Raw genomic sequence first — 18,796 nt, forward strand, 5'->3', positions numbered from 1 at the left:
ATTCCACGGGTAGCTCCCTTTTTCTTCTGCTCTCTCCTGGGGGAGTTTTTTGTAGTGCCCCCAGGGAAACCCCCCCCCCCCCCCCCCCCCCCCCCCCCCCCCCCCTCTTTCCCTCCCCCCCCCCCCCCCCCCCCCACAGCGGTGTTTCCAGTGGTGTCTCAACAGCCCTTTCCGGGCCTGCCAGAGGAGTGAAATGGCACTGAGCCGACGCCAGCGACGATCGGCGTTCCGGGGTGCACAGTACGTCCTGCTGCTCGTGATCGTCGTGGTCTTCGCGTTCCTGGCCAACTGGGGTCAGATCGGGCGGGCGTTCTTCGACCTGGACGTCGCCGCGCAGCAGTTCCCCGACGTCATCACGGTCGCGCTCAAGAACACCATCATCTTCACCGCGCTCGGGTTCGCGCTGGGCCTGGGGCTCGGGCTCGTGCTCGCGCTGATGCGGCTGTCCTCGGTGGGGCCGTACCGGTGGTTCGCGCGCGGGTACATCGAGTTCTTCCGCGGGCTGCCCGCGCTGCTGATCTTCCTCGCGGTCGGGGTCGGCGTCCCGATCGCGTTCCCGGACACGCACCTGCCGCGCAACGTCTCCATCATGATCGCGCTCGGCATCGTGTCCTCGGCCTACATGGCGGAGACGATCCGGGCCGGCATCCAGGCGGTGCCGCGCGGGCAGGTCGAGGCCGCCCGGTCGCTGGGCATGTCGCCGGCCCGGTCGATGATCACCATCGTCATCCCCCAGGCCTTCCGGATCGTGCTGCCGCCGCTGGCCAACGAGCTGATCATGCTGACGAAGGACTCGTCGCTGGCGTTCCTGCTCGGCACGACGCCGGCGCAGCAGGAGCTCGCGCAGTTCAGCCGCCAGGCCCTGCTGGAGGCGAAGGGGCTCACCCCGATCGTCGTCGCGGGCCTCTGTTATCTCGTCATCACCATCCCGCTGTCGATCCTGCAGCAGCGGCTGGAGAAGAAATACGGCGCCGGGGTGTCCGGCGGAGGTGCCACATGACCGACGTCATCGTCGAAATTTCCGGTTTGCACAAGGCGTTCGGCCCGCTGGAGGTGCTGAAGGGCATCGACCTGCAGGTCGAACGCGGCCAGGTCGTCTGCATCATCGGGCCGTCCGGGTCGGGCAAGTCGACGCTGCTGCGCTGCGTGAACCTCCTGGAGGAGCCGCAGCAGGGCAAGATCGTGGTCAACGGCAACGAGATCACCGACGAGGACGTCGACATCGACGGCGCCCGGCGCAAGATCGGCATGGTCTTCCAGGGCTTCAACCTCTTCGCGCACCTGACCGTGCTGGACAACCTCACCGTCGCGCAGCGGAAGGTCCTCAAGCGCGGCAAGGAGGAGTCCGTCCGGATCGCCCGGGAGAACCTGGAGAAGGTCGGCCTGAGCGAGAAGGAGACGTCGCTGCCGGGGCAGCTTTCCGGCGGTCAGCAGCAGCGCGTCGCGATCGCGCGGGCGCTGTCGATGAACCCGGACGTGATGCTGTTCGACGAGCCGACGTCCGCACTGGACCCGGAGCTCGTCGGCGACGTGCTCGCGGTCATGCGGCAGCTGGCCGAAGAGGGCATGACGATGCTCGTCGTCACGCACGAGATGCAGTTCGCCCGCGAGGTGGCCGACAGCGTGCTGTTCATGGACGGCGGTGTGGTCGTCGAGCAGGGCCCGCCCGGCCAGGTGATCGGCGACCCGCAGCACGACCGCACGAAGTCGTTCCTCAACCGGGTCCTCAACCCGACGCAGAGCCTCGACGGTGAATGAAGCTGCTGCCGCCTCCGCGTCGGCAGCCCGTGCTTGATCGCCCGGCAAGTCCGTGTGGACGTGCCGGGCGATCAAATCGGCGGCTATTGCATCGGCGAACGCCGCCGTTCCGCCGAAAAGAAACGTGCCGCTGGTCGCCAAAGCCGCCGTGACCAGCGCTCGCGCCCGATTGTGCGCATTCTCCACCCCTCTGGAAAGGAATACGCACACTGGTCAATGGTTGCCGATTAGCCCCTCCTCCTGGAGGGACATCGTGAATCGATCACATCGCGAATGATCGGCAGCGGCAATCGGCCAGGCCGGTGATCATCCGATGTTATAGTCGGTGCGGGGCAATGGGGTGGGGGAGACGATGACGACCGAAAACGCGCTGCCACCCCTAGACCCGTTCGCGGGCATCCCCGACCGCCGCTACGAGGTCAAGGCGTCCGACCTGCTGAAACCCGGCAACGGCGGCCTGCTGCGCTGGCGGCGTCAGGCCACGAACGCGCCGATCGTCTACGTCGAGGACGCCTACATCACCGGGACGCTCGACCTGCGCGCCGCGGACCTGAAGTACCTGTTCCGGTTCGAGCGCTGCCGGTTCGAGCAGCCGCCGGACGTGCGTGAGGCGAACTTGCTCGGCCTGGTCTTCCGCAAGTGCTGGCTGCCCGGGCTCAAGGCCCGCAACCTGCGCAGCCGCAACGACGTCCGGCTGATCCGCTGCGTCGTGCAGGTCGACGGCGCCGACCGCGAGATCGAGGAAACCACCGTGCAGCGCGGCGACGACCGCGAACGCGGGATGCCGAACGCCGCGGTCAACCTCACCGACGCGGTGATCGAGGGCTCGCTGGTGCTCACCCGGACGGTGATCTCGCACCCGCACGGCAAGGCGATCCACGCCGACCGGCTCGTGCTCAACGGCGCGCTGCTGGCCTACCGGATGGTCGCGAACGGCGAAGTCCGGCTCCCCGGCCTGCGGACCGGCGGTAACGTCAACTTCTCGGGCGCCACGCTGAACAACCCGGACGGCTTCGCGCTCAACGGCAACGGCCTGCACATCGGCGGCAGCCTGCTCTGCGAGGTCGACAACTACGGGCCCGCCAGCCAGCGGAAACGCTTCTCCGCGACCGGGATCATGTACCTGCCGAGCGCCACCGTGGACAGCGACATCGTGCTGCGCGAAGCGAAGCTGACGGTGTCGCAGCACGGGCCGATCGCCATCGACGCGTGGAAGTCCAACGACCCGTACCTCGACCCGCGGCCCGCGCTGGTCGTCGACCGGCTGCGCGTCGACGGCAACCTGGAGCTGTCGGACGGCCTGCAGGCGCTCGGCACGCTGCGCATGGTCAACGCCCGGATCGGCGGCTCGCTGCGGCTGGCCGGCGCCGAGATCACCGTCGTGCGCGGCACGTCGCAGCCCTACTACGACCGCGCGCTGCACCTCGACGGCACCGAGATCGGCGGGGACATCGAGGCGACGAGCCTGCGGGTGCCCGCCGGGCAGCTGCGGCTGGCCGACGTCACCGTCGGGGGCAACTTCCTGGCCTGGAACTCGATGTTCCGCCACCCCGGCCGGGACGTCTTCTCCGCGCGCCGGTCGAAGATCGCGGGCAACTTCCAGCTCACCGACGCCACGATCCACGGCACGCTGCGGCTGCAGGGTGTCGAGGTCGGCGGCAGCATCAACCTGGCAGGCACCCGGCTCACCGACCCCGGCCGCCGCGCCACCAGCAGTTTCTCCCTCGACGTCCGGACCGGCCGGATCGGCCGTGATCTCACGCTGCGTGACAACAACAGCCGTCCGTTCGTCGCCGAGGGCGGGGTCAACCTCGACGGCGCCCAGGTCGCGCGGCGCGTCGACCTGCGGGGATCACAGCTCGGCTCGCTGCCGCCGTTCGCGGTGGCGCTCGACGCGGGTGACGTCGCCGCGGACGAGTTCACGCTGACCCCGAGCGTGCCCCCGGCCGGAAGGGTCGTCCTGCGGCGGGCGCACTGCGGCACGCTGAACGACAACGAGGCGTTCTGGGCCGCGTCCGAAGGCATCGAGCTGGAGGACTTCCGCTACGACGCGCTCGGCAAGGGCATCCCGCTCGCCGACGACAAGGCGCTCGACCACCGCATCGAGCTGCTGCGCAAGGCGATGCGCGGGTACCGGCCGGGCCCGTACGACCAGCTCGCCCACATGCTGCGCGCGGCCGGGAACGAAGAGCACGCGTCGACGGTGGCGCTGCGCAAACAGCAGTTCCGCTACGAGGCGCTGGCCCAGGGCTTCAAGTTCTTCGGCCCGGGTGTCCGGACGTGGAGCTGGCTGCAGCGCTCGATGGTCGGCTACGGCTACCGCCCGGTGCGCGCGCTCGGCTGGCTGTTCACGCTGCTCGTGCTGGGCAGCCTGTGGTTCGGCCTGGGCACCGACGACTGCGTCAACTGGACGAACCCGAACCCCGCGCACCAGGTCATCGCGAACGGCCGGCGGTGCGTGGTCAACCAGCAGGACACGGGCCTGCAGTGGAACCCGGTGATCTACACGGCCGACCTGCTGGTGCCGATCGTCGACTTCGGCAACAAGTCGCGCTGGTACATGCACGGCACGGACAACTGGGTGGCCGCGGGCTTCACGGCGTCCGGCTGGATCCTGGCGACCACCGTGGCGGCCGGTGTGAGCCGCATGCTGCGTCGAGAATACTGATCTCTGGCCGTTTATCGGGCTGTCTAGCGTCTGTCCAAGATTTGCTGAGAAGTGGCTAGTCGAGGAAGCGGGACCAGAACGGGATGTACCGCGGGCCGTCCGGCGGGGCCGTGCTGATGCCGCCGGTCGAGAACTCGCGGTGCAGGTAGTCCCGCAGGTCACAGCCATAAACGATGATGTCGGTCTGGTACACCGAGAGCACCGGGTAGCCCATCGTCCCGCGGATGCCGGGCAGGTAGCGGTGCCCGCAGACCGGCACCAGCTGCGGCACGTCGGCCAGGCGCCGGCGGGCCTCGCGGACCGCGTCCTCCGGGCCGACGGGGCGGGTGCCCCAGTCGGGCAGCCAGAAGCCGTTGTGCTCGACGTCGTACAGCACGCCGTCGACCGGCCAGGCCAACCGTTTGCGCAGCTGCTCGGGGTTGCCGCAACGCCAGTCGGGCCAGCGGTCGCCGATCGGCACACCGGCGGACAGGAACGTGCGGTGGTCCGCGGCGAAGCTGAAGCCGAACCGGCGCTCGACGTCGTCGAGCTCGGCTTCGCTCAGCCCGGGACGCACCGGTTCCCGGAGGTTCTCCTGCAGGTGCCGTGCCTCCTCCGGGGTGAGGGCGCCGGCCGGCTGGACTGGGGTCATGACCCGAGCCTAAGCGGCGGCTCACCCCGCCGCGCGTTCTTTTCCGCCGTCTTCACGGGCGTGAGTTTGTTCTCTCATCAGCTGGATGGGGGGAACAGAGCGTGAGCGGGTGTAGTTCACTCTTGCCGTGACCTCACCACGACCGCAGAGCCGCGTGCGCGCCCCCGAACTGCGCGGCGACACCTGGCTGAACACCGGCGGCCGCCCGCTCACCCTCGCCGAGCTGCGCGGGCGCGTCGTGCTGCTGGACTTCTGGACCAGCGGCTGCGTCAACTGCCTCCACGTGCTCGACGAGCTGCGTCCCCTCGAAGCCGAGTTCGCGGACGTGCTGGTCACGATCGGCGTCCACTCGCCGAAGTTCCTGCACGAGGGTGAGCCCGCTTCGATCGAGGCCGCGGTCCGTCGTTACGAGGTGCACCACCCCGTGGTCAACGACCCGAAGATGGAGCTGTGGTCGCAGTACGCGGTCCGCGCGTGGCCGACGCTGGCCGTCGTCGACCCCGAGGGGTACGTCGTGCACGTCGCCGCTGGTGAAGGGCACGAAGAGGCGCTTCGCCGCGTCATCGCGGAGCTCGTGACGAAGCACGAAGCGAAGGGGACGCTTCGCCGCGGCGGCAGCCTGTACGTGCCGGCCGAGGAGCAGAACGACGAGCTGCGGTTCCCGAGCAAGGCCGTCGCCACCGCCGAGGGGCGCGTGCTGGTCGCGGACACCGGGCACCACGCGATCGTCGAGTTCGCTTCGGACGGCGAGACCGTCGTCCGCCGCTTCGGCAGTGGTGAGCGCGGCGCCCAGGACGGGCCGTTCGACGTCGCGACCTTCACCGAACCGTCCGGCATCGCGCTGTTGCCCTACGAGGTCGCCGAGCGCGCCGGCTACCACGCGGTTGTCGCCGACACCGCCGGGCACCGGCTGCGCGGCCTCGACCTGATCACCGGCGAGGTGACCACGGTCGCCGGCACCGGCGCGCAGTGGCGCAGCGGGCCGGACTCGGGCAAGGGCATCGAGGTCGACCTCACGAGCCCGTGGGACGTCGCCTGGTACGGCCCGGCCGGCGGGATCGTCGTCGCGATGGCCGGCAACCACACCCTGAGCGTGTTCGACCCGATCGGCGGCACGATCCGCCGCTTCGCCGGGACGACCGTCGAAGGCCTCCGAGACGGCGACGTCACCGAAGCGTTCTTCGCGCAGACGTCCGGCCTCGCGGTGGACGGCGAGAAGCTGTGGCTCGCCGACGCGGAGACGTCGGCCCTGCGCTGGATCGAGCCCGACGGCGACTCGTTCACCGTGCACACGGCGATCGGCGTTGACCTCTTCTCCTTCGGTCACACGGACGGCCCGGCGGACCAGGCGCTGCTGCAGCACCCGCTCGGCCTCGCCGTGCTGCCCGGCGACAAGATCGCGATCGCGGACACCTACAACGGCGCCGTACGCCGCTTCGACGTCTTCACGCGCGAAGTGACCACGATCGCGACCGGGCTCCTGGAGCCGCAGGGGCTGCTGCTGCACGACGGGAACCTGCTGGTCGTCGAGTCCGCGGGCAACCGCGTCGGCCCGCTGCCCACGACCGAGCCGACGGTCGTCAGCGGTGACGCGCACGCGGTCCGCCGTCCGCCGACGGTGCTGGCCCCGGGTGAGATCGACTTTTCGGTGGTCTTCGCGGCGCCGCCCGGTGAGAAGCTGGACGACCGTTTCGGCCCGTCGACACGGCTGGAGATCAGCGCTTCGCCGCCGTCCCTGCTGGCCGACGGTGTTGGCGCCGGCACGGACCTGACGCGCAAGATCCTGCTGGCTTCGGGTGTCGGTGAGGGTGTGCTGCAGGTGGTGGCGCAGGCCGCGAGCTGCGACGAGGGTGGTGAGCACCCGGCGTGCCGCATCACGCGCCAGGACTGGGGCGTCCCGGTGCGACTGTCGCCGGACGGGGCGCGGGAGCTGAGCCTGGTCATGGCGGGTGAGCCGCGCTCCGACGGGTAACATGCTGCCCGTGTCTGCCGGGCCGAAACTCGAGATCCAGATGCTGCACGACCGGGTGCTCGTGCGGCTGTCGCCGGAAGAGGGCGAGCGCCGCAGCAGCGGCGGCATCGTGATCCCCGCGACCGCGCAGGTCGCGCGCCGGCTCGCGTGGGGTGATGTGCTGGGCGTGGGGAACAGCGTCCGCAACGTCAAGATCGGCGACCGGGTGCTCTTCAACCCGGACGACCAGCTCGAGGTGGAGATCCAGGGCGACGCCCACCTGGTGATGCGCGAACGTGACATCCACGCGGTGGCGACCGAGCGAACCGAGCACGGCACGGGGCTCTACCTCTAGGGTCGAGCCGGCGGAGGGCGGGGGCGTGTCAGACGACGACGTGCGCAAGCGCGCCGACCCGACCAAGGCCGACCGCGAGTCGGCGCCGGTCGAGCCCGCGACCGCCGGGGAGATGATCGAGCCCGCCGAGCCCGCCGAGCCCGCCGAGCCCGCCGGTGTCGCGGAGTCCGCGACCGTGGCCGCAGGGGAACCCGCGGCGGCCGAGGCGGCGCCCGCCGGGGAACCCTCGGGGGCCGAGTCTGCGCTCGCGCCGGCCGCGGAAACTTTGGCGGCCGAAGCTGCGGAACTGCCCGCCGAAACCGAGCCACCGGCCGCGCCTGCCGAAGGGGCCGCGCCGCTTCCCGAGCCGGATGCGCCCGAGTGGCCGGATGAGCCTGCGACCGTCCGAGCCGAGATCGCAGCCGCCGAAGTGCAGCCCCCTGCGGAGGCGACCGCCGTCGGTGGGGCCACTGCCACCACCGATCTCTTTGCCGATGATCTGCTCGGGGAGCTGCTCGAAAACCCCGCGCCGCCCGTTCCCGAGACTCCCGCGCGGAAGCTGCGCAAGGGCGTTGCCCGCACCATGATGGCCATCGGGCTCGCTCTCGGGCTCTTCGTCATCCTCTACGCCATCGACCTCATCGCCAGCGCCGGGGACGTTCCGCGGGGTGTCACCGTCGCGGGCATCGATGTCGGCGGCCTGTCGCACGCCGACGCGGAAGCCAAGCTGCGCAAAGAGCTCGAGCCGCGGCTGACTCGGCCCGTTGTCGTCCACGGCGGGGATGTGCAGGCCGAGCTCGTTCCCTCGAGCTCTGGGCTGGGGCTCGACTGGCCGAACACCCTCGGCCTCGCCGGGCACCAGCCGCTGAGTCCGATCACGCGGATCATGTCCTTCTTCAGCAGCCGCGAGGTCGGCGTCGCCACGCGGACCGATCCCCACCAGATCAGCCAGGCCGTGCGCGCGCTCGCCGAGGGCAAGCTCAACCACGCCGCCACCGAAGGCGCCGTCGGGTTCATGCCGCTCCAGGGCAGCGACGGCGGTGTGACGCCCTACCCGGTCCTGCCCAGGCAGGGCCAGCAGCTGACCGATCTCGACGCCGCCGTGCACACCGTCACCGACCACTGGCTCGACCCCGCCGGGGTCAAGCTGACCATGGCGATCACGCCGGTGAAGGCGACCGCCGCGGGCGTCCAAGCCGCCTTCCGGCAGATCGTCGTGCCCGCGGTGGCGACGCCCGTCGTCGTGCACGGGCAGGGCAAGGACGTCCCGCTCAAGCCGGACGCCATCGCCGCCTCCTTCCAGTTCGCCGCGGTCGAGGGCGGGGCCGTCGAGGTCCGCATCGACCAGGGCAAGCTGCAGGCCGCGCTCACCGACGGGCTCGCGAGCACCGAGACCGACGGCAAGGACGCCCAGATCGTCTTCACCGGCGACCAGCCGAGCGTCGAGCCGTCCGAAGACGCGCGGAAGATCAACTGGGAGAAGACCTTCCTGCCGCTGATCGACGTCCTGAAGAAGACCGGCGGCCGGGACCTCCCGGTCGTCTACAACGCGACGAAGCCCGGCGTGACCACCGAAGCCGCCGGGGCGCTCGGCATCACCGCCGTGATCGGCGAGTTCACCACCGCCGGCCTCACCGGCCCGGCCGCGACGAACAACCGCACCCTCGCCGACCGCGTGTCCGGCACGATCGTCAAGCCCGGCGAGACGTTCAGCCTCGGCGCCCGCTCCGGCCCGCGCACCGCGGACGCCGGTTACGTGCCCGCCCCGGCCGACGAAGACGGCACCGGCCCCACCGTCGTCGGTGGTGGGGTCTCGCAGCTGGCGTCCACTTTGTACAACGCCGGCTACCTCGCGGGCCTGGCCGACGGCGGCCACCTCGAGCACGACCACTACCTCGACCGCTACCCGGCCGCCCGCGACGCCAAGGCCGTCAACGCCGACGGCAGCCCCGTCGAGCTCAAGCTGACCAACGACTCGCCGACCGGGATCGCCGTCCAGGCCACGGTCTCCGGCGACTCCGTCACCGTCCGGATCTGGGGCACCCGCCACTACCGCGTCGAGAGCCAGACCGGCGCCCAGGTCCCCGGCGACCCGCCCCCCGTCCAGTTCGGGGGCGTCAGCCCCTGCCAGGCGTCCATCGGCACACCCGGCTTCAGCATCACCGACACGCGCGTGCTCTACGACGTCGGCAGCGGCGCCGAAGTCCGGCGGACGTCGCACACCGCGACCTACGGTCCGCGTCCGACCATCCTGTGTTGAGTTGTCAGCGAAGGACCATGCACCCCTCCTCTTCGAAGGAGCGCAACCACGCCGGCTCGCGGAAGTGCTTGTTCCACCGCAGATCCAGCTTGTCCAGTTTGGACAGTTGAGCGACCGAGCCCGGCAGCGAGACCAACGCGTTCTCCCGCAGGTCGAGCTGGCGGAGCTCACTCAGCGAGCCGATCGACTCCGGCAGCGAAGTCAGCCCGTTGCCCCGCAAGTGCAGCTCCCGCAACGTTCCCAGCGTGCCGATCGACGACGGCAGCTGCGTCAGCTCGTTGCGGTAGAGCCGGAGTTCCCGCAGCGAAGCCAAACCCGAGAGATCCGCCGGCAGCGCGCGGATCCGGTTGTCCGTGCAGCCCAGGTACTTCAGCTTCCCCAGCCGGCACCACGCCGAAGGAAACTCGGTCAGCTGGTTGTCGCTGACGTACAGGTACTCGGTGAGCCCGGCCAGCTCACCCAGCTCGTCGGGCAGTGACGGGAACCGGTTGTGCCCCAGGTCGAGCGTGTGCACCGACGTCAGCGCCGAGATTCCCGGCGGCAGCGAGGAAAGCCGGTTCGCCGCCAGGTTGAGCACCTCCAGTCCGGTGTGCTCCCACAGCGACGCGGGCACCGCCGTGAGCGAGTTCCGGTAGAGGTCGAGCCGTGTCAGACCCGCAGGCAGCGACGGCACCGAAGTCAGCTCCCGGCCGCTCAGGTCCACTGCTGTCACGACGACCTCCGCGTCTCCGGCAGCAACGCCCACGTGTGCGCGTCTTCCGGTGTGGACACCTGGATCCGCAGCCCCGGCGCCTCCGACACCGCGAGCTCGGTCAGCCGGAAGTCCATCCGCCCGGCCCGCGGGTGGTGCAGCCGTCGCAGCCGCGCCCGCGGTTCGGCGACCTCGTGGCGCGCCCACAGCTCGGTGAACTCCGGGCTCAGCGCCGAAAGCCGCCGGATGTCCTCCTCCCAGGCCGGGTCGCCGAGGTGCCGTCCGTACTCGGCCCGCATCCGCGCGACCATGTGCGGGACCTCCTCGTCGTAGTTCAGCAGGAACCCCCGCGCGCTCGGCTCGGTCACGCAGCACCACAGCAGGTTCTTGTGCAGGCACGGCAGGCTGTGCCACTCCCAGAACAGCTCCTCCTGAGCCGCGTTCGACGCCAGCACGTCGAAGCGGCCGTTGACCACCGTGGCGGGCAACGGATCCAGCGCGCGCAGCACCTCGCGCACCACGTCCGGCACCGCCTCGTCCGACGAAGGCAGCCGCGACGGCGTCAGCTCCGCCAGCCGGTAGAGGTGCTCCCGCTCGGGGTGGTCCATCCGCAGCGTGCGCGCCACGGCGTCGAGCACCTGCGCGCTCGCGTTGATCGGCCGCCCCTGCTCCAGCCACGTGTACCAGGTGACGCCGACCCCGGCGAGCAGCGCCACCTCCTCCCGCCGCAGGCCGCTGAGCCGACGGCGAGGCCCGGGCGCGAGGCCGACCTCCGCCGGGCCGATCCGCGCCCGGCACGCCTTGAGGAACCGGCCGAGCTCCTCCCGGCGGCTCGTGGGGACCTGCGTCTGGGTCATAAGGGACATGGTGCCCGAGGGGTACGACAGTTTTGGAAGATCCAGCGGGCGAAGCGGGTGCTCCCAGTACCAGCATCACCAGGCTCTCCCAGCCCCAGCGCCAAAAAACCCAGAGTCGACGGCATGACACTGACCACCCCTGCCCCGGCCACGGACCGGGAAGCCCGGCCGGACCGGCGGCCGTGGTTCATGCTGGCCGTCCTGCTGCTCGGCCAGTTCATGGCGCTGCTCGACGTCACCGTCGTGAACGTCGCCATGACCGACATCCGCACCGACCTGCACGCGTCCGGCGCCGCACTGCAGCTGGTCGTCTCCGGTTACACCGTGGGTTACGCGATGCTGCTGATCACCGGCGCCCGCCTCGGCGAGCTGTTCGGACGGCGACGGCTGTTCGTCACCGGCGTTGTCACCTTCACCGTCTGCTCGCTGCTGTGCGGGCTCGCGCCGAACCCCGCCACGCTGATCGTCGCCCGGATCGCCCAGGGCGCCGGCGCCGCGTTGATGATGCCGCAGGTCATCAGCGTCATCCAGGCCCGGTTCACCGGCGCCGCGCGGGCCAAGGCGCTCAGCGCGTACACCGCCGTCATCTCCGTCGCGTTCGTCGCGGGCCAGGTTGCCGGCGGCGTGCTCGTCGGCGCCGACCTGTTCGGCGCGGGCTGGCGGCCGATCTTCCTGGTGAACGTCCCGATCGGCGTGCTCGTGGCCGCGCTCGCGGTCAAGCTGGTGCCCGCCGGAGCGGCGAAAGCGGGCCGCCGGCTCGACGTCGGCGGGCTCACGATCGCCGTGCCGGCGGTGGTGCTCGTCGTGCTGCCGCTGGTGCTCGGGCACGAAACCGGCTGGCCCGCCTGGACGTTCGGCTCGCTCGCCGTCGGCGTGCTGCTGGCCGTGCTGTTCGTCTTGGTGGAACGCCGGGTGCGCGACCCGCTCGTCGATCTGGCCGTGCTCGAGATCCGTGGTGTCGCGCCGGGGCTGGCCACGCTCGGGGCGGGCGTCGCGTCCTACGGCGGGTTCCTCTTCTGCGTGGCCCTGCACCTGCAGTCCGGCCTCGGCAAGACGGCACTGGCCGCCGGCCTGGCGATGGCGCCGGGCGGCGTGGTCTTCGGCCTGTGCGGGTTCTTCTGGAACCGGCTGCCGCAGCGGGTGCACAAGTGGCTGACGCCGTGCGGTTACGTCGGTTCGGCGGTCGCGTACGCGCTGCTCGCGCTGGGTGCGGACGGCGGCGCGCTGTTCTTCGCCGCGCTGCTGCTGTTCGGCCTGTCGATGGGACCCGCGTTCGGCTCCCTGATGGTGAACGCGCTGACGCACGTCCCGCTCGACCGCGCGTCGGACGTCAGCGGTCTGCTGACCACGACGCTGCAGCTGGGCCAGGTCGTCGGCGTGGCCACGTTCGGCAGCCTGTTCCTGACGCTCGCCACGACGTCGTCCGCGCACGCCCTCACCGCGACGATGACCTGCGCCGCCGTGCTGCTGCTCGTCGGCGCAGGTCTCGCCGTCAGGCGCTAGTGCGGCTGCCGCCCTTGACCCTGGCGTAGATCGCCGAGGCCGCGATGACCCCGACGACGGCGGCGGCGATCTGGAAGATGTGCCGGATCCAGTCGATGCCGTTCGTGTCGCGGACGCCGAACACCCCCGCCAGCCAGTTGCCGATGAACGCGGCCACGATGCCGACGACGATGGTCAGCCAGATCGGGATCTTCTGGTCGCCGGGCGCGAACAGCCGGCCGAGCACGCCCAGGATCAGGCCCACGATGATCGTCGAGATGATGCCCCAAAGTCCGCCGAGCACGGTCCCTCCTCGGATCGTCCAATAAGGGCCACCGTGACACCGATCCCCGCGGACCGCTCGCTTTGCCCCTCGATGGGGTGACAGAAAAAGACCCGGTCCGGCGCGCCTCGAGGGCTGCGCCGGACCGGGCCGAGATACGGGGGTGTTACCTGCTCACCCCACGGCGTCCGTAGGCGCCGGCGGCGATGCTCACACCGATGGCGGCGAGGACGACCTGCGTCAGGATCTCCAGCCAGTCGATGCCGTTGGTGTCGGCGTACCCGAGACCGCGCGCGATGGCCGTGCCGATGAAAGCGGCGATGATGCCGATCACGATGGTCAGCCAGATCGGGATGCTCTGCTTGCCGGGAGCGACCAGGCGGCCGAGAACACCGATGATCAGCCCGACGATGAGTGCGCTGACGATGCCGGCGACAGTCATCACTTTCTCCTCTCAAGGATCCGCGAACCCGGCCATTCGGGTTCGTCGGACTCGGAGAGCGGAGTGCCCGCATCGGGTGACCCCGAAACGCGAAAAGGGCCCTCCTCACACGAGGAGAGCCCTTTTCGTGACCTGTCAGAACGCGGCTTCGTCGAGCTCCATGAGCGCGTTGTCGGCGGCCTCGACGATCGCGCGGCGCGCGGTCAGCTCCGGCAGCACCTGCTTCGAGAAGAACGACGCCACGGCGATCTTGCCCTCGTAGAACGGGACGTCCTTGGCGGACGCGCCCGCGTCGAGCTTGCCGATGGCGACCTCGGCGTGCTTGAGCAGCTGCCAGCCGATGAGCAGGTCGCCGACGGACATCAGCAGGCGGACCGTGTGCTGGCCGACCTTGTTGATGTTCTGCGGGTCTTCCTGCGACGTCGTCAGGTAGCCGATCAGCGAGCCCAGCATGCCCTGGGTGTCCTCGAGGGCCTGCTTGAGCAGCCCGCGCTCGTTCTTGAGCCGGCCGTTGCCCGCCTCGGACTCGATGAACTTGGTGATCTCGCCGGCGACGAAGGCCAGGGACGCGCCCTTGTCGCGGACGATCTTGCGGAAGAAGAAGTCCAGCGACTGGATCGCCGTGGTGCCCTCGTAGAGGGAGTCGATCTTGGCGTCGCGGATGTACTGCTCGATCGGGTAGTCCTGCAGGAAGCCGGACCCGCCGAGGGTCTGCAGCGACTGCACGAGCTGCTCGGTGGCGCGCTCGGAGCCGACACCCTTGACGATCGGCAGCAGCAGGTCGTTGACGCCGTGCGCGACCTTCTGGTCACCCTCGCCGGTCCACAGCTGGTCCTGGAACGACGCCGTGTACAGGTACACCGCGCGGAGGCCCTCGGCGTACGCCTTCTGGAGCATCAGCGAGCGGCGGACGTCCGGGTGGTGCGTGATGGTGACGCGCGGGGCGGCCTTGTTCAGCATGTTCGGCAGGTCGGCGCCCTGGACGCGCTCCTTGGCGTACTCGAGCGCGTTGAGGTAACCGGTCGACAGCGTCGCGATGGCCTTCGTGCCGACCATCATCCGGGCGTACTCGATGACCTGGAACATCTGCGCGATGCCGTCGTGGACCTCGCCGAGCAGCCAGCCCTTGGCCGGGGTGCCGTGCTGGCCGAAGGTCAGCTCGCACGTCGTCGAGGCCTTGATGCCCATCTTGTGCTCGACGTTCGTGACGTAGGCGCCGTTGCGCTCGCCCAGCTCACCGGTCTTCGAGTCGAAGTGGAACTTCGGCACGAGGAACAGCGACAGGCCCTTGGTGCCCGGCTTGGTCTCGATGCCCGGACCCTCGGGGCGCGCCAGCACGAGGTGCATGATGTTTTCGCTCATGTCGTGCTCTGCCGAGGTGATGAACCGCTTCACGCCGTCGATGTGCCAGGAGCCGTCCTCCTGCTGGACGGCCTTGGTGCGGCCCGCGCCGACGTCGGAGCCGGCGTCCGGCTCGGTCAGCACCATCGTCGCGCCCCAGGCGCGGTCGATCATCAGCTGCGCCCAGTGCTTCTGCTCTTCGGTGCCGTTCTTGTTCACGATCATCGCGAAGTTCGGGCCCGCCAGGTACATGAACAGCGGGGCGTTGGCGCCGAGGATGAGCTCGGACGCGGCCCACTGGACCGTGGGGGGCAGGCCGAAACCGCCGAGGTCGTTGGTGAGGCCGAGGCGCCACCACTCGCCGTCGAGGAGCTGCTGGTAGCTCTTCTTGAACGACTCGGGGATCTTGACGCTGAAGGTCTTCGGGTCGTACACGGGCGGGTTGCGGTCGGCGTCGGCGAAGGACTCGGCGAGCGGGCCGGTCGCGAGCTTGTTGAGCTCGGACAGCACCCCGCGGGCGGTCTCTTCGTCGGACTCGGCGAGCACACCCTTGCCCAGGCGTTCCTGGACGCCGAGCACCTCGAAGAGGTTGAACTCCAGGTCTCGGACGTTGCTCTTGTAGTGGCCCATGTCGTCACTCCAATGTGTTCGGCTCCCCGGCCGGGCACATGTTCGCCTTACTCGCCGGTAACTTCAGGATATTACCTGCGGGTAACTGGAGCAAGCAGATCCGCACTTCCGAGTAACGGAAATCTACCGAAAAGTGGCCCTCTAGCTGCTTGAGCGGCTCAGCGGCTGCCCGGCAGCGCCGTTGTGTCGGCGGTCACCGGCACGTGGCCGTCCTCGGTCCGGGCGACCAGTATCCCGCCGCGGAAGGCGATGGTCACCGCGTGTGTCCGGTCCCGCGCGGAGAGCTTCCGGAGGATGCTCTTGACGTGCGTCCGGACCGTCTCGACGGACAGGAAGAGCAGCTTCGCGATCGCCGAGTTCTCGAGCCCTTCGGCGACGAGCTGCAGCACCTGGTACTCGCGCCTGGACAGCGGCATCCCGCCGCGCGGCGACGGCGGGCTGTCGTGCGCGAGGTCCCCCTTCGGCACGGTCGAGCGCTTCGGCCGCGCGGTGAGCGCGGCCAGCGCCGGGTCGATGTACCGGCGCTCGCTGTGCGCCCGGCGGATCGCTTCGGCAAGCCGTCGTGAATCGATCGACCGCGGCACGATCGCGTGCGAGCCGGCTGCGATCGCGGCCGCTAGGTACTGCTGGGTGCGATTCGCGTCACGGATGAGCGTGACGATGACCAGCGCCGGGTCGCCGGCGTTGAGCAGCTTCGTCAGGTGGCAGTTCGGGTCCAGTGCCGAATCGAGCACCACGACGTCCGGTTTGACCTGTTCGCACAGCTGCAAAGCGGCGTGGTGGCTGGCTGCCTGCCCGGCCCAGTGCAGCCCCTGGCTGCGGTGGACGAGCGCGGCGAGGCCGTCTCGGTAGATCGGGACCGGGTCGACGACCGCCACGCCGAGACTGCGGCCGCCGGGTCCGATCGGCCCGCTGGGCCTGCGGGTGGGCTCGATGCCGTGCATCGTGGGCCTCCGTCTCTGCGCCGTCGCTACTGGGACGCCGGACGCGTCCCCTCGGTTCACGCGTTCGGCACCGTCCGGTCCCCCCTGCGGGACCGGCCAGAAGTGACTCCTCCTGCTTGGTACGAGTCGCGATTGCGCAGCTCATGACGCCAGTTCCCCCTCATGGCCCAACCGCCCGGTCACAGCAAACTCTGGGTAGAAAACCCCGTCGCGACAACGGCTCGACGGGCACGGGAATGCCCGGACGGGGCGGTGGGTGCTACTGAGGGTGGCCCGCGCCGACGGGGTGCCGTGCCGTCGGTCCGGACGCCGGAACCGGCCGTGCCTCCCCTTCCTCCCGGCCTCGTTGCGTCTAACGGGTCAGACGCCGGTTGGGTGCGGATCATTACTGGTCAGCGGGTCACAACGGCATCCCGCAGTGCGGCGAACTCCACCGCGAGCCCGGCCGGCGTCCAGTGCGCGTTGAGCCCGCTCGGGTTCGGCAGGACCCAGACGCCGGTGTCGCCGATCCGGTGTTCCTGCCGCCCCACGCGCGCCTTCGGGAAGCCGAACGCGGTCCGGTACGCCGTGATCCCGACTACGGCGAGCCACCGCGGCCGGAACTGCTCGACCTTGGCTTGGAGGAGCCGCCCGCCTTCGCGCAGTTCGTCGCCGGAGAGCTCGTCGGCGCGGGCGGTGGTCCGGGCGACGACGTTGGTGATGCCGAGCTTGAGGTCGAGGAGCTCGTCCTGCTCACTCGGCTTGAAGAGCCTCGGCGTGAAGCCGCCGTTGTGGAGAGCGGGCCAGAAGCGGTTGCCGGGGCGGGCGAAGTGCTGCCCGAGCGCGCCGGAGTAGAGGCCGGGGTTGATGCCGCAGAAGAGGACGTCGAGGTTGGCGGTGAGGACGTCAGGGATGGTCTTGTCGTGCGCGGCGGCCAGCTGGGCCTTCGTGGGTCGGGTGCTCACCCGGCCCAGTTTCCGGCACGCTCGGGAGATGGTCACCGCGGACGGCTGTCACGTCGAGGTTTATCTGCTGCTGCCGCCGGCTGGGGAGGCGGAGATCGTGCACGCGGCGGTTCCGCCTGGGGCGTCGGTTCTCGAGCTCGGTTGTGGTGTTGGGCGGGTCACGCACGCGCTGTCGGAGCTGGGGCACGACGTTGTCGCTGTGGACGACTCGGCGGAGATGCTTTCCCACGTGCGGGCGGAGACGGTCTGCGCTCGCATCGGCGATCTGGAGCTCGGCCGCACGTTCGACGCGGTGCTTCTCGCCAGCCACCTGGTGAACGCCGAGCGGGACGCCGACCGCGAGGCGATGCTCGCCGCCGCGCGCCGCCACTTGGCGCCGGACGGCCGGCTGATCGTCGAGTGGCATCCGCCGGAGTGGTTCGACACCGTGGCGTCCGGCCAAGGCGGCCGGCTCGGCGAGGTGTCGCTCGAGCTCGCGGACGTGGTCCGGCAGGGGGATCTGCTGTCGGCGACGGTCCGGTATTCGGCTCGGGGGCAGCGGTGGGAGCAGGAGTTCACCTGCCGCCGGTTGGTGCGCGAGGAGGTCCTGACCTCGGCTGGGTTGGTTTTTGATGGCTGGCTTGTGGCCGATCGGAGTTGGTTCGCCGCCCGTCCCTGTCGCTGGGGGTAGCGGATTCACCACGAACCTGCGTACCCTGTGTGATCTCCCGCACAGCGCCGTACCGAGGAGGATTTTGTGCAGCTCCCGATCGTCCTCGGGCTGGTCGCGCTGATCCTGGCCGTCGCGGCTTTTGTTGTTGTCCTCGAGGATCGGCGGGCCGCCAAGCGGGCGGCTCTGCAGCGGAAAGCGCGGCTAGCGCGTCTGGGCGAGGTGGACCCGCTCGCGCCGGGCCGGCTGCACCTCGACCGGTGAACGCCGGACCAGAGCCAGCAGCAGCGCGCCGAACACCCAGCCGACTCCGGCGCCGAACGTGTTGTTCATGAGGTCGTCGACGTCGAAGATGCGGTAGACGTACGGTGCCGTCCCGAAGTTGGCCGTGACCTGCGTGATCTCGATGAGCAGTGACGCCGTGAAGCCGATCAGCGCCGTGCCGACGAGGCCGCGCCGCCACAGGATCCGGGCGAACACGCCCAGCGGGACGAACAACAGCACGTTCAGGCACGCCTGCTGGAACGTCTGCGTCATGAACCACTGCGACCCGTGCTTGAGCATTTCCGTGTGGATGTCGGTGATCCACTGGAACGGGTGCAGCTGCACGACCTGGCTCAGCCGGCGCGTGCCCGGCCCGGGCAGCGGCAGGAAGACGACCGCGAGGGTCATGCACCCGTAGAGCAGCACCGCCGCCGTGGTGGCGATGCTCCGCAGCCGGAGACCGCCGTGGCGGGCGAGCTGCGTCAGCAGCTGCGGCACCAGCACCACGGTCCACAGCGCGAGGAAGCCGATGAAGCCGTACTGCAGGGCGGTGACCTGTGCGTTCGTCATGCCCTCGACGTTATGGATCTTGACCGGGGCATTGCTTCGGTCGAAGAGCCGGACGGCCGGGTCGTCCCTCGGCCACTTGGCCGACCCGCGGCCGGGC

General features: G+C 70.1%; 18 protein-coding genes. 9 read left to right on the forward strand and 9 right to left on the reverse strand.

All coding sequences use genetic code 11. The features are described from left to right. Nucleotides 1–193 precede the first annotated feature (193 nt). The 3 genes from ACZ61C_RS14905 (at nucleotide 194) to ACZ61C_RS14915 (ending at nucleotide 4,426) form a co-directional block, all read left to right on the forward strand. Nucleotides 194–1,000, forward strand: coding sequence for an amino acid ABC transporter permease (locus ACZ61C_RS14905; protein WP_465306787.1), 807 nt, complete (start codon nucleotides 194–196; stop codon nucleotides 998–1,000). Next, on the forward strand, nucleotides 997–1,758 hold the full coding sequence (locus ACZ61C_RS14910; RefSeq protein ID WP_465306789.1) for an amino acid ABC transporter ATP-binding protein: 762 nt from the start codon (nucleotides 997–999) through the stop codon (nucleotides 1,756–1,758). Before ACZ61C_RS14905 ends, ACZ61C_RS14910 begins: the two co-directional genes overlap by 4 nt. Nucleotides 1,759–2,110: 352 nt before the next feature. Further along, nucleotides 2,111–4,426 carry an oxidoreductase gene (locus ACZ61C_RS14915; protein WP_465306791.1) on the forward strand — a complete coding sequence of 772 codons (2,316 nt, stop codon included), beginning with the start codon at nucleotides 2,111–2,113 and terminating at the stop codon, nucleotides 4,424–4,426. 55 nt (nucleotides 4,427–4,481) lie between these two features. Here the strand turns inward: ACZ61C_RS14915 and ACZ61C_RS14920 are convergent, their stop codons facing one another. Next, the gene (locus ACZ61C_RS14920) at nucleotides 4,482–5,057 is read right to left on the reverse strand and encodes a hypothetical protein (RefSeq protein WP_465306793.1); all 576 of its coding nucleotides are present in this window, start codon (nucleotides 5,055–5,057) and stop codon (nucleotides 4,482–4,484) included. Nucleotides 5,058–5,211: 154 nt separating this feature from the next. Here ACZ61C_RS14920 and ACZ61C_RS14925 point away from each other — a divergent pair, with 154 nt between their 5' ends. From ACZ61C_RS14925 to ACZ61C_RS14935, 3 genes are read left to right on the forward strand one after another with little or no spacing between them, the layout of a single operon-like run. Then, nucleotides 5,212–7,029 carry an NHL domain-containing thioredoxin family protein gene (locus ACZ61C_RS14925; RefSeq protein WP_465307048.1) on the forward strand — a complete coding sequence of 606 codons (1,818 nt, stop codon included), beginning with the start codon at nucleotides 5,212–5,214 and terminating at the stop codon, nucleotides 7,027–7,029. Nucleotide 7,030: 1 nt separating this feature from the next. Beyond that, entirely contained in the window at nucleotides 7,031–7,363 is a 333-nt protein-coding gene (locus ACZ61C_RS14930) for a GroES family chaperonin (protein WP_465306795.1), read from the forward strand. Nucleotides 7,364–7,388: 25 nt separating this feature from the next. After that, nucleotides 7,389–9,602, forward strand: coding sequence for a VanW family protein (locus ACZ61C_RS14935; RefSeq protein WP_465306797.1), 2,214 nt, complete (start codon nucleotides 7,389–7,391; stop codon nucleotides 9,600–9,602). A 4-nt stretch (nucleotides 9,603–9,606) separates the two neighbouring features. Here the strand turns inward: ACZ61C_RS14935 and ACZ61C_RS14940 are convergent, their stop codons facing one another. Both ACZ61C_RS14940 and ACZ61C_RS14945 read right to left on the reverse strand, forming a co-directional pair. Continuing rightward, nucleotides 9,607–10,314, reverse strand: coding sequence for a leucine-rich repeat domain-containing protein (locus tag ACZ61C_RS14940; protein ID WP_465306799.1), 708 nt, complete (start codon nucleotides 10,312–10,314; stop codon nucleotides 9,607–9,609). Next, nucleotides 10,311–11,150 carry a helix-turn-helix transcriptional regulator gene (locus tag ACZ61C_RS14945; RefSeq protein ID WP_465306801.1) on the reverse strand — a complete coding sequence of 280 codons (840 nt, stop codon included), beginning with the start codon at nucleotides 11,148–11,150 and terminating at the stop codon, nucleotides 10,311–10,313. Before ACZ61C_RS14945 ends, ACZ61C_RS14940 begins: the two co-directional genes overlap by 4 nt. Before the next feature lie 123 nt (nucleotides 11,151–11,273). Here ACZ61C_RS14945 and ACZ61C_RS14950 point away from each other — a divergent pair, with 123 nt between their 5' ends. Beyond that, the gene (locus ACZ61C_RS14950) at nucleotides 11,274–12,653 is read left to right on the forward strand and encodes an MFS transporter (protein WP_465306803.1); all 1,380 of its coding nucleotides are present in this window, start codon (nucleotides 11,274–11,276) and stop codon (nucleotides 12,651–12,653) included. Here the strand turns inward: ACZ61C_RS14950 and ACZ61C_RS14955 are convergent. The 5 genes from ACZ61C_RS14955 to mug form a co-directional block, all read right to left on the reverse strand. Beyond that, the gene (locus ACZ61C_RS14955) at nucleotides 12,643–12,936 is read right to left on the reverse strand and encodes a GlsB/YeaQ/YmgE family stress response membrane protein (protein WP_370969631.1); all 294 of its coding nucleotides are present in this window, start codon (nucleotides 12,934–12,936) and stop codon (nucleotides 12,643–12,645) included. The two genes, ACZ61C_RS14950 and ACZ61C_RS14955, sit on opposite strands and share 11 nt — an antisense overlap. Nucleotides 12,937–13,081: 145 nt before the next feature. Further along, nucleotides 13,082–13,357 carry a GlsB/YeaQ/YmgE family stress response membrane protein gene (locus ACZ61C_RS14960; protein ID WP_465306806.1) on the reverse strand — a complete coding sequence of 92 codons (276 nt, stop codon included), beginning with the start codon at nucleotides 13,355–13,357 and terminating at the stop codon, nucleotides 13,082–13,084. A 135-nt stretch (nucleotides 13,358–13,492) separates the two neighbouring features. Continuing rightward, nucleotides 13,493–15,328, reverse strand: a complete 1,836-nt coding sequence (locus ACZ61C_RS14965; RefSeq protein WP_465306808.1) for an acyl-CoA dehydrogenase — start codon at nucleotides 15,326–15,328, stop codon at nucleotides 13,493–13,495. A 158-nt stretch (nucleotides 15,329–15,486) separates the two neighbouring features. Next, complete coding sequence (locus ACZ61C_RS14970) at nucleotides 15,487–16,272, reverse strand: response regulator transcription factor (RefSeq protein ID WP_465306810.1); 786 nt, start codon at nucleotides 16,270–16,272, stop codon at nucleotides 15,487–15,489. A gap of 392 nt (nucleotides 16,273–16,664) precedes the next feature. After that, a complete protein-coding gene (gene mug, locus ACZ61C_RS14975; protein WP_465306812.1) occupies nucleotides 16,665–17,216 on the reverse strand; it encodes a G/U mismatch-specific DNA glycosylase in 552 nt (183 codons plus the stop codon). Nucleotides 17,217–17,244: 28 nt separating this feature from the next. Between mug and ACZ61C_RS14980 the strand changes: the two genes are divergently transcribed. Together ACZ61C_RS14980 and ACZ61C_RS14985 are read left to right on the forward strand one after the other, a co-directional pair. Next, the gene (locus ACZ61C_RS14980; RefSeq protein ID WP_465306814.1) at nucleotides 17,245–17,886 is read left to right on the forward strand and encodes a class I SAM-dependent methyltransferase; all 642 of its coding nucleotides are present in this window, start codon (nucleotides 17,245–17,247) and stop codon (nucleotides 17,884–17,886) included. 66 nt (nucleotides 17,887–17,952) lie between these two features. Next, the gene (locus ACZ61C_RS14985) at nucleotides 17,953–18,129 is read left to right on the forward strand and encodes a hypothetical protein (protein WP_465306816.1); all 177 of its coding nucleotides are present in this window, start codon (nucleotides 17,953–17,955) and stop codon (nucleotides 18,127–18,129) included. Here the strand turns inward: ACZ61C_RS14985 and ACZ61C_RS14990 are convergent. After that, nucleotides 18,070–18,699: a VanZ family protein gene (locus tag ACZ61C_RS14990; protein WP_465306818.1), complete on the reverse strand. Its 630-nt coding sequence runs from the start codon at nucleotides 18,697–18,699 to the stop codon at nucleotides 18,070–18,072. The genes ACZ61C_RS14985 and ACZ61C_RS14990 overlap by 60 nt on opposite strands. Nucleotides 18,700–18,796 lie beyond the last annotated feature (97 nt).

The sequence above is a fragment of the Amycolatopsis sp. NPDC104587 genome, assembly GCF_055583645.1.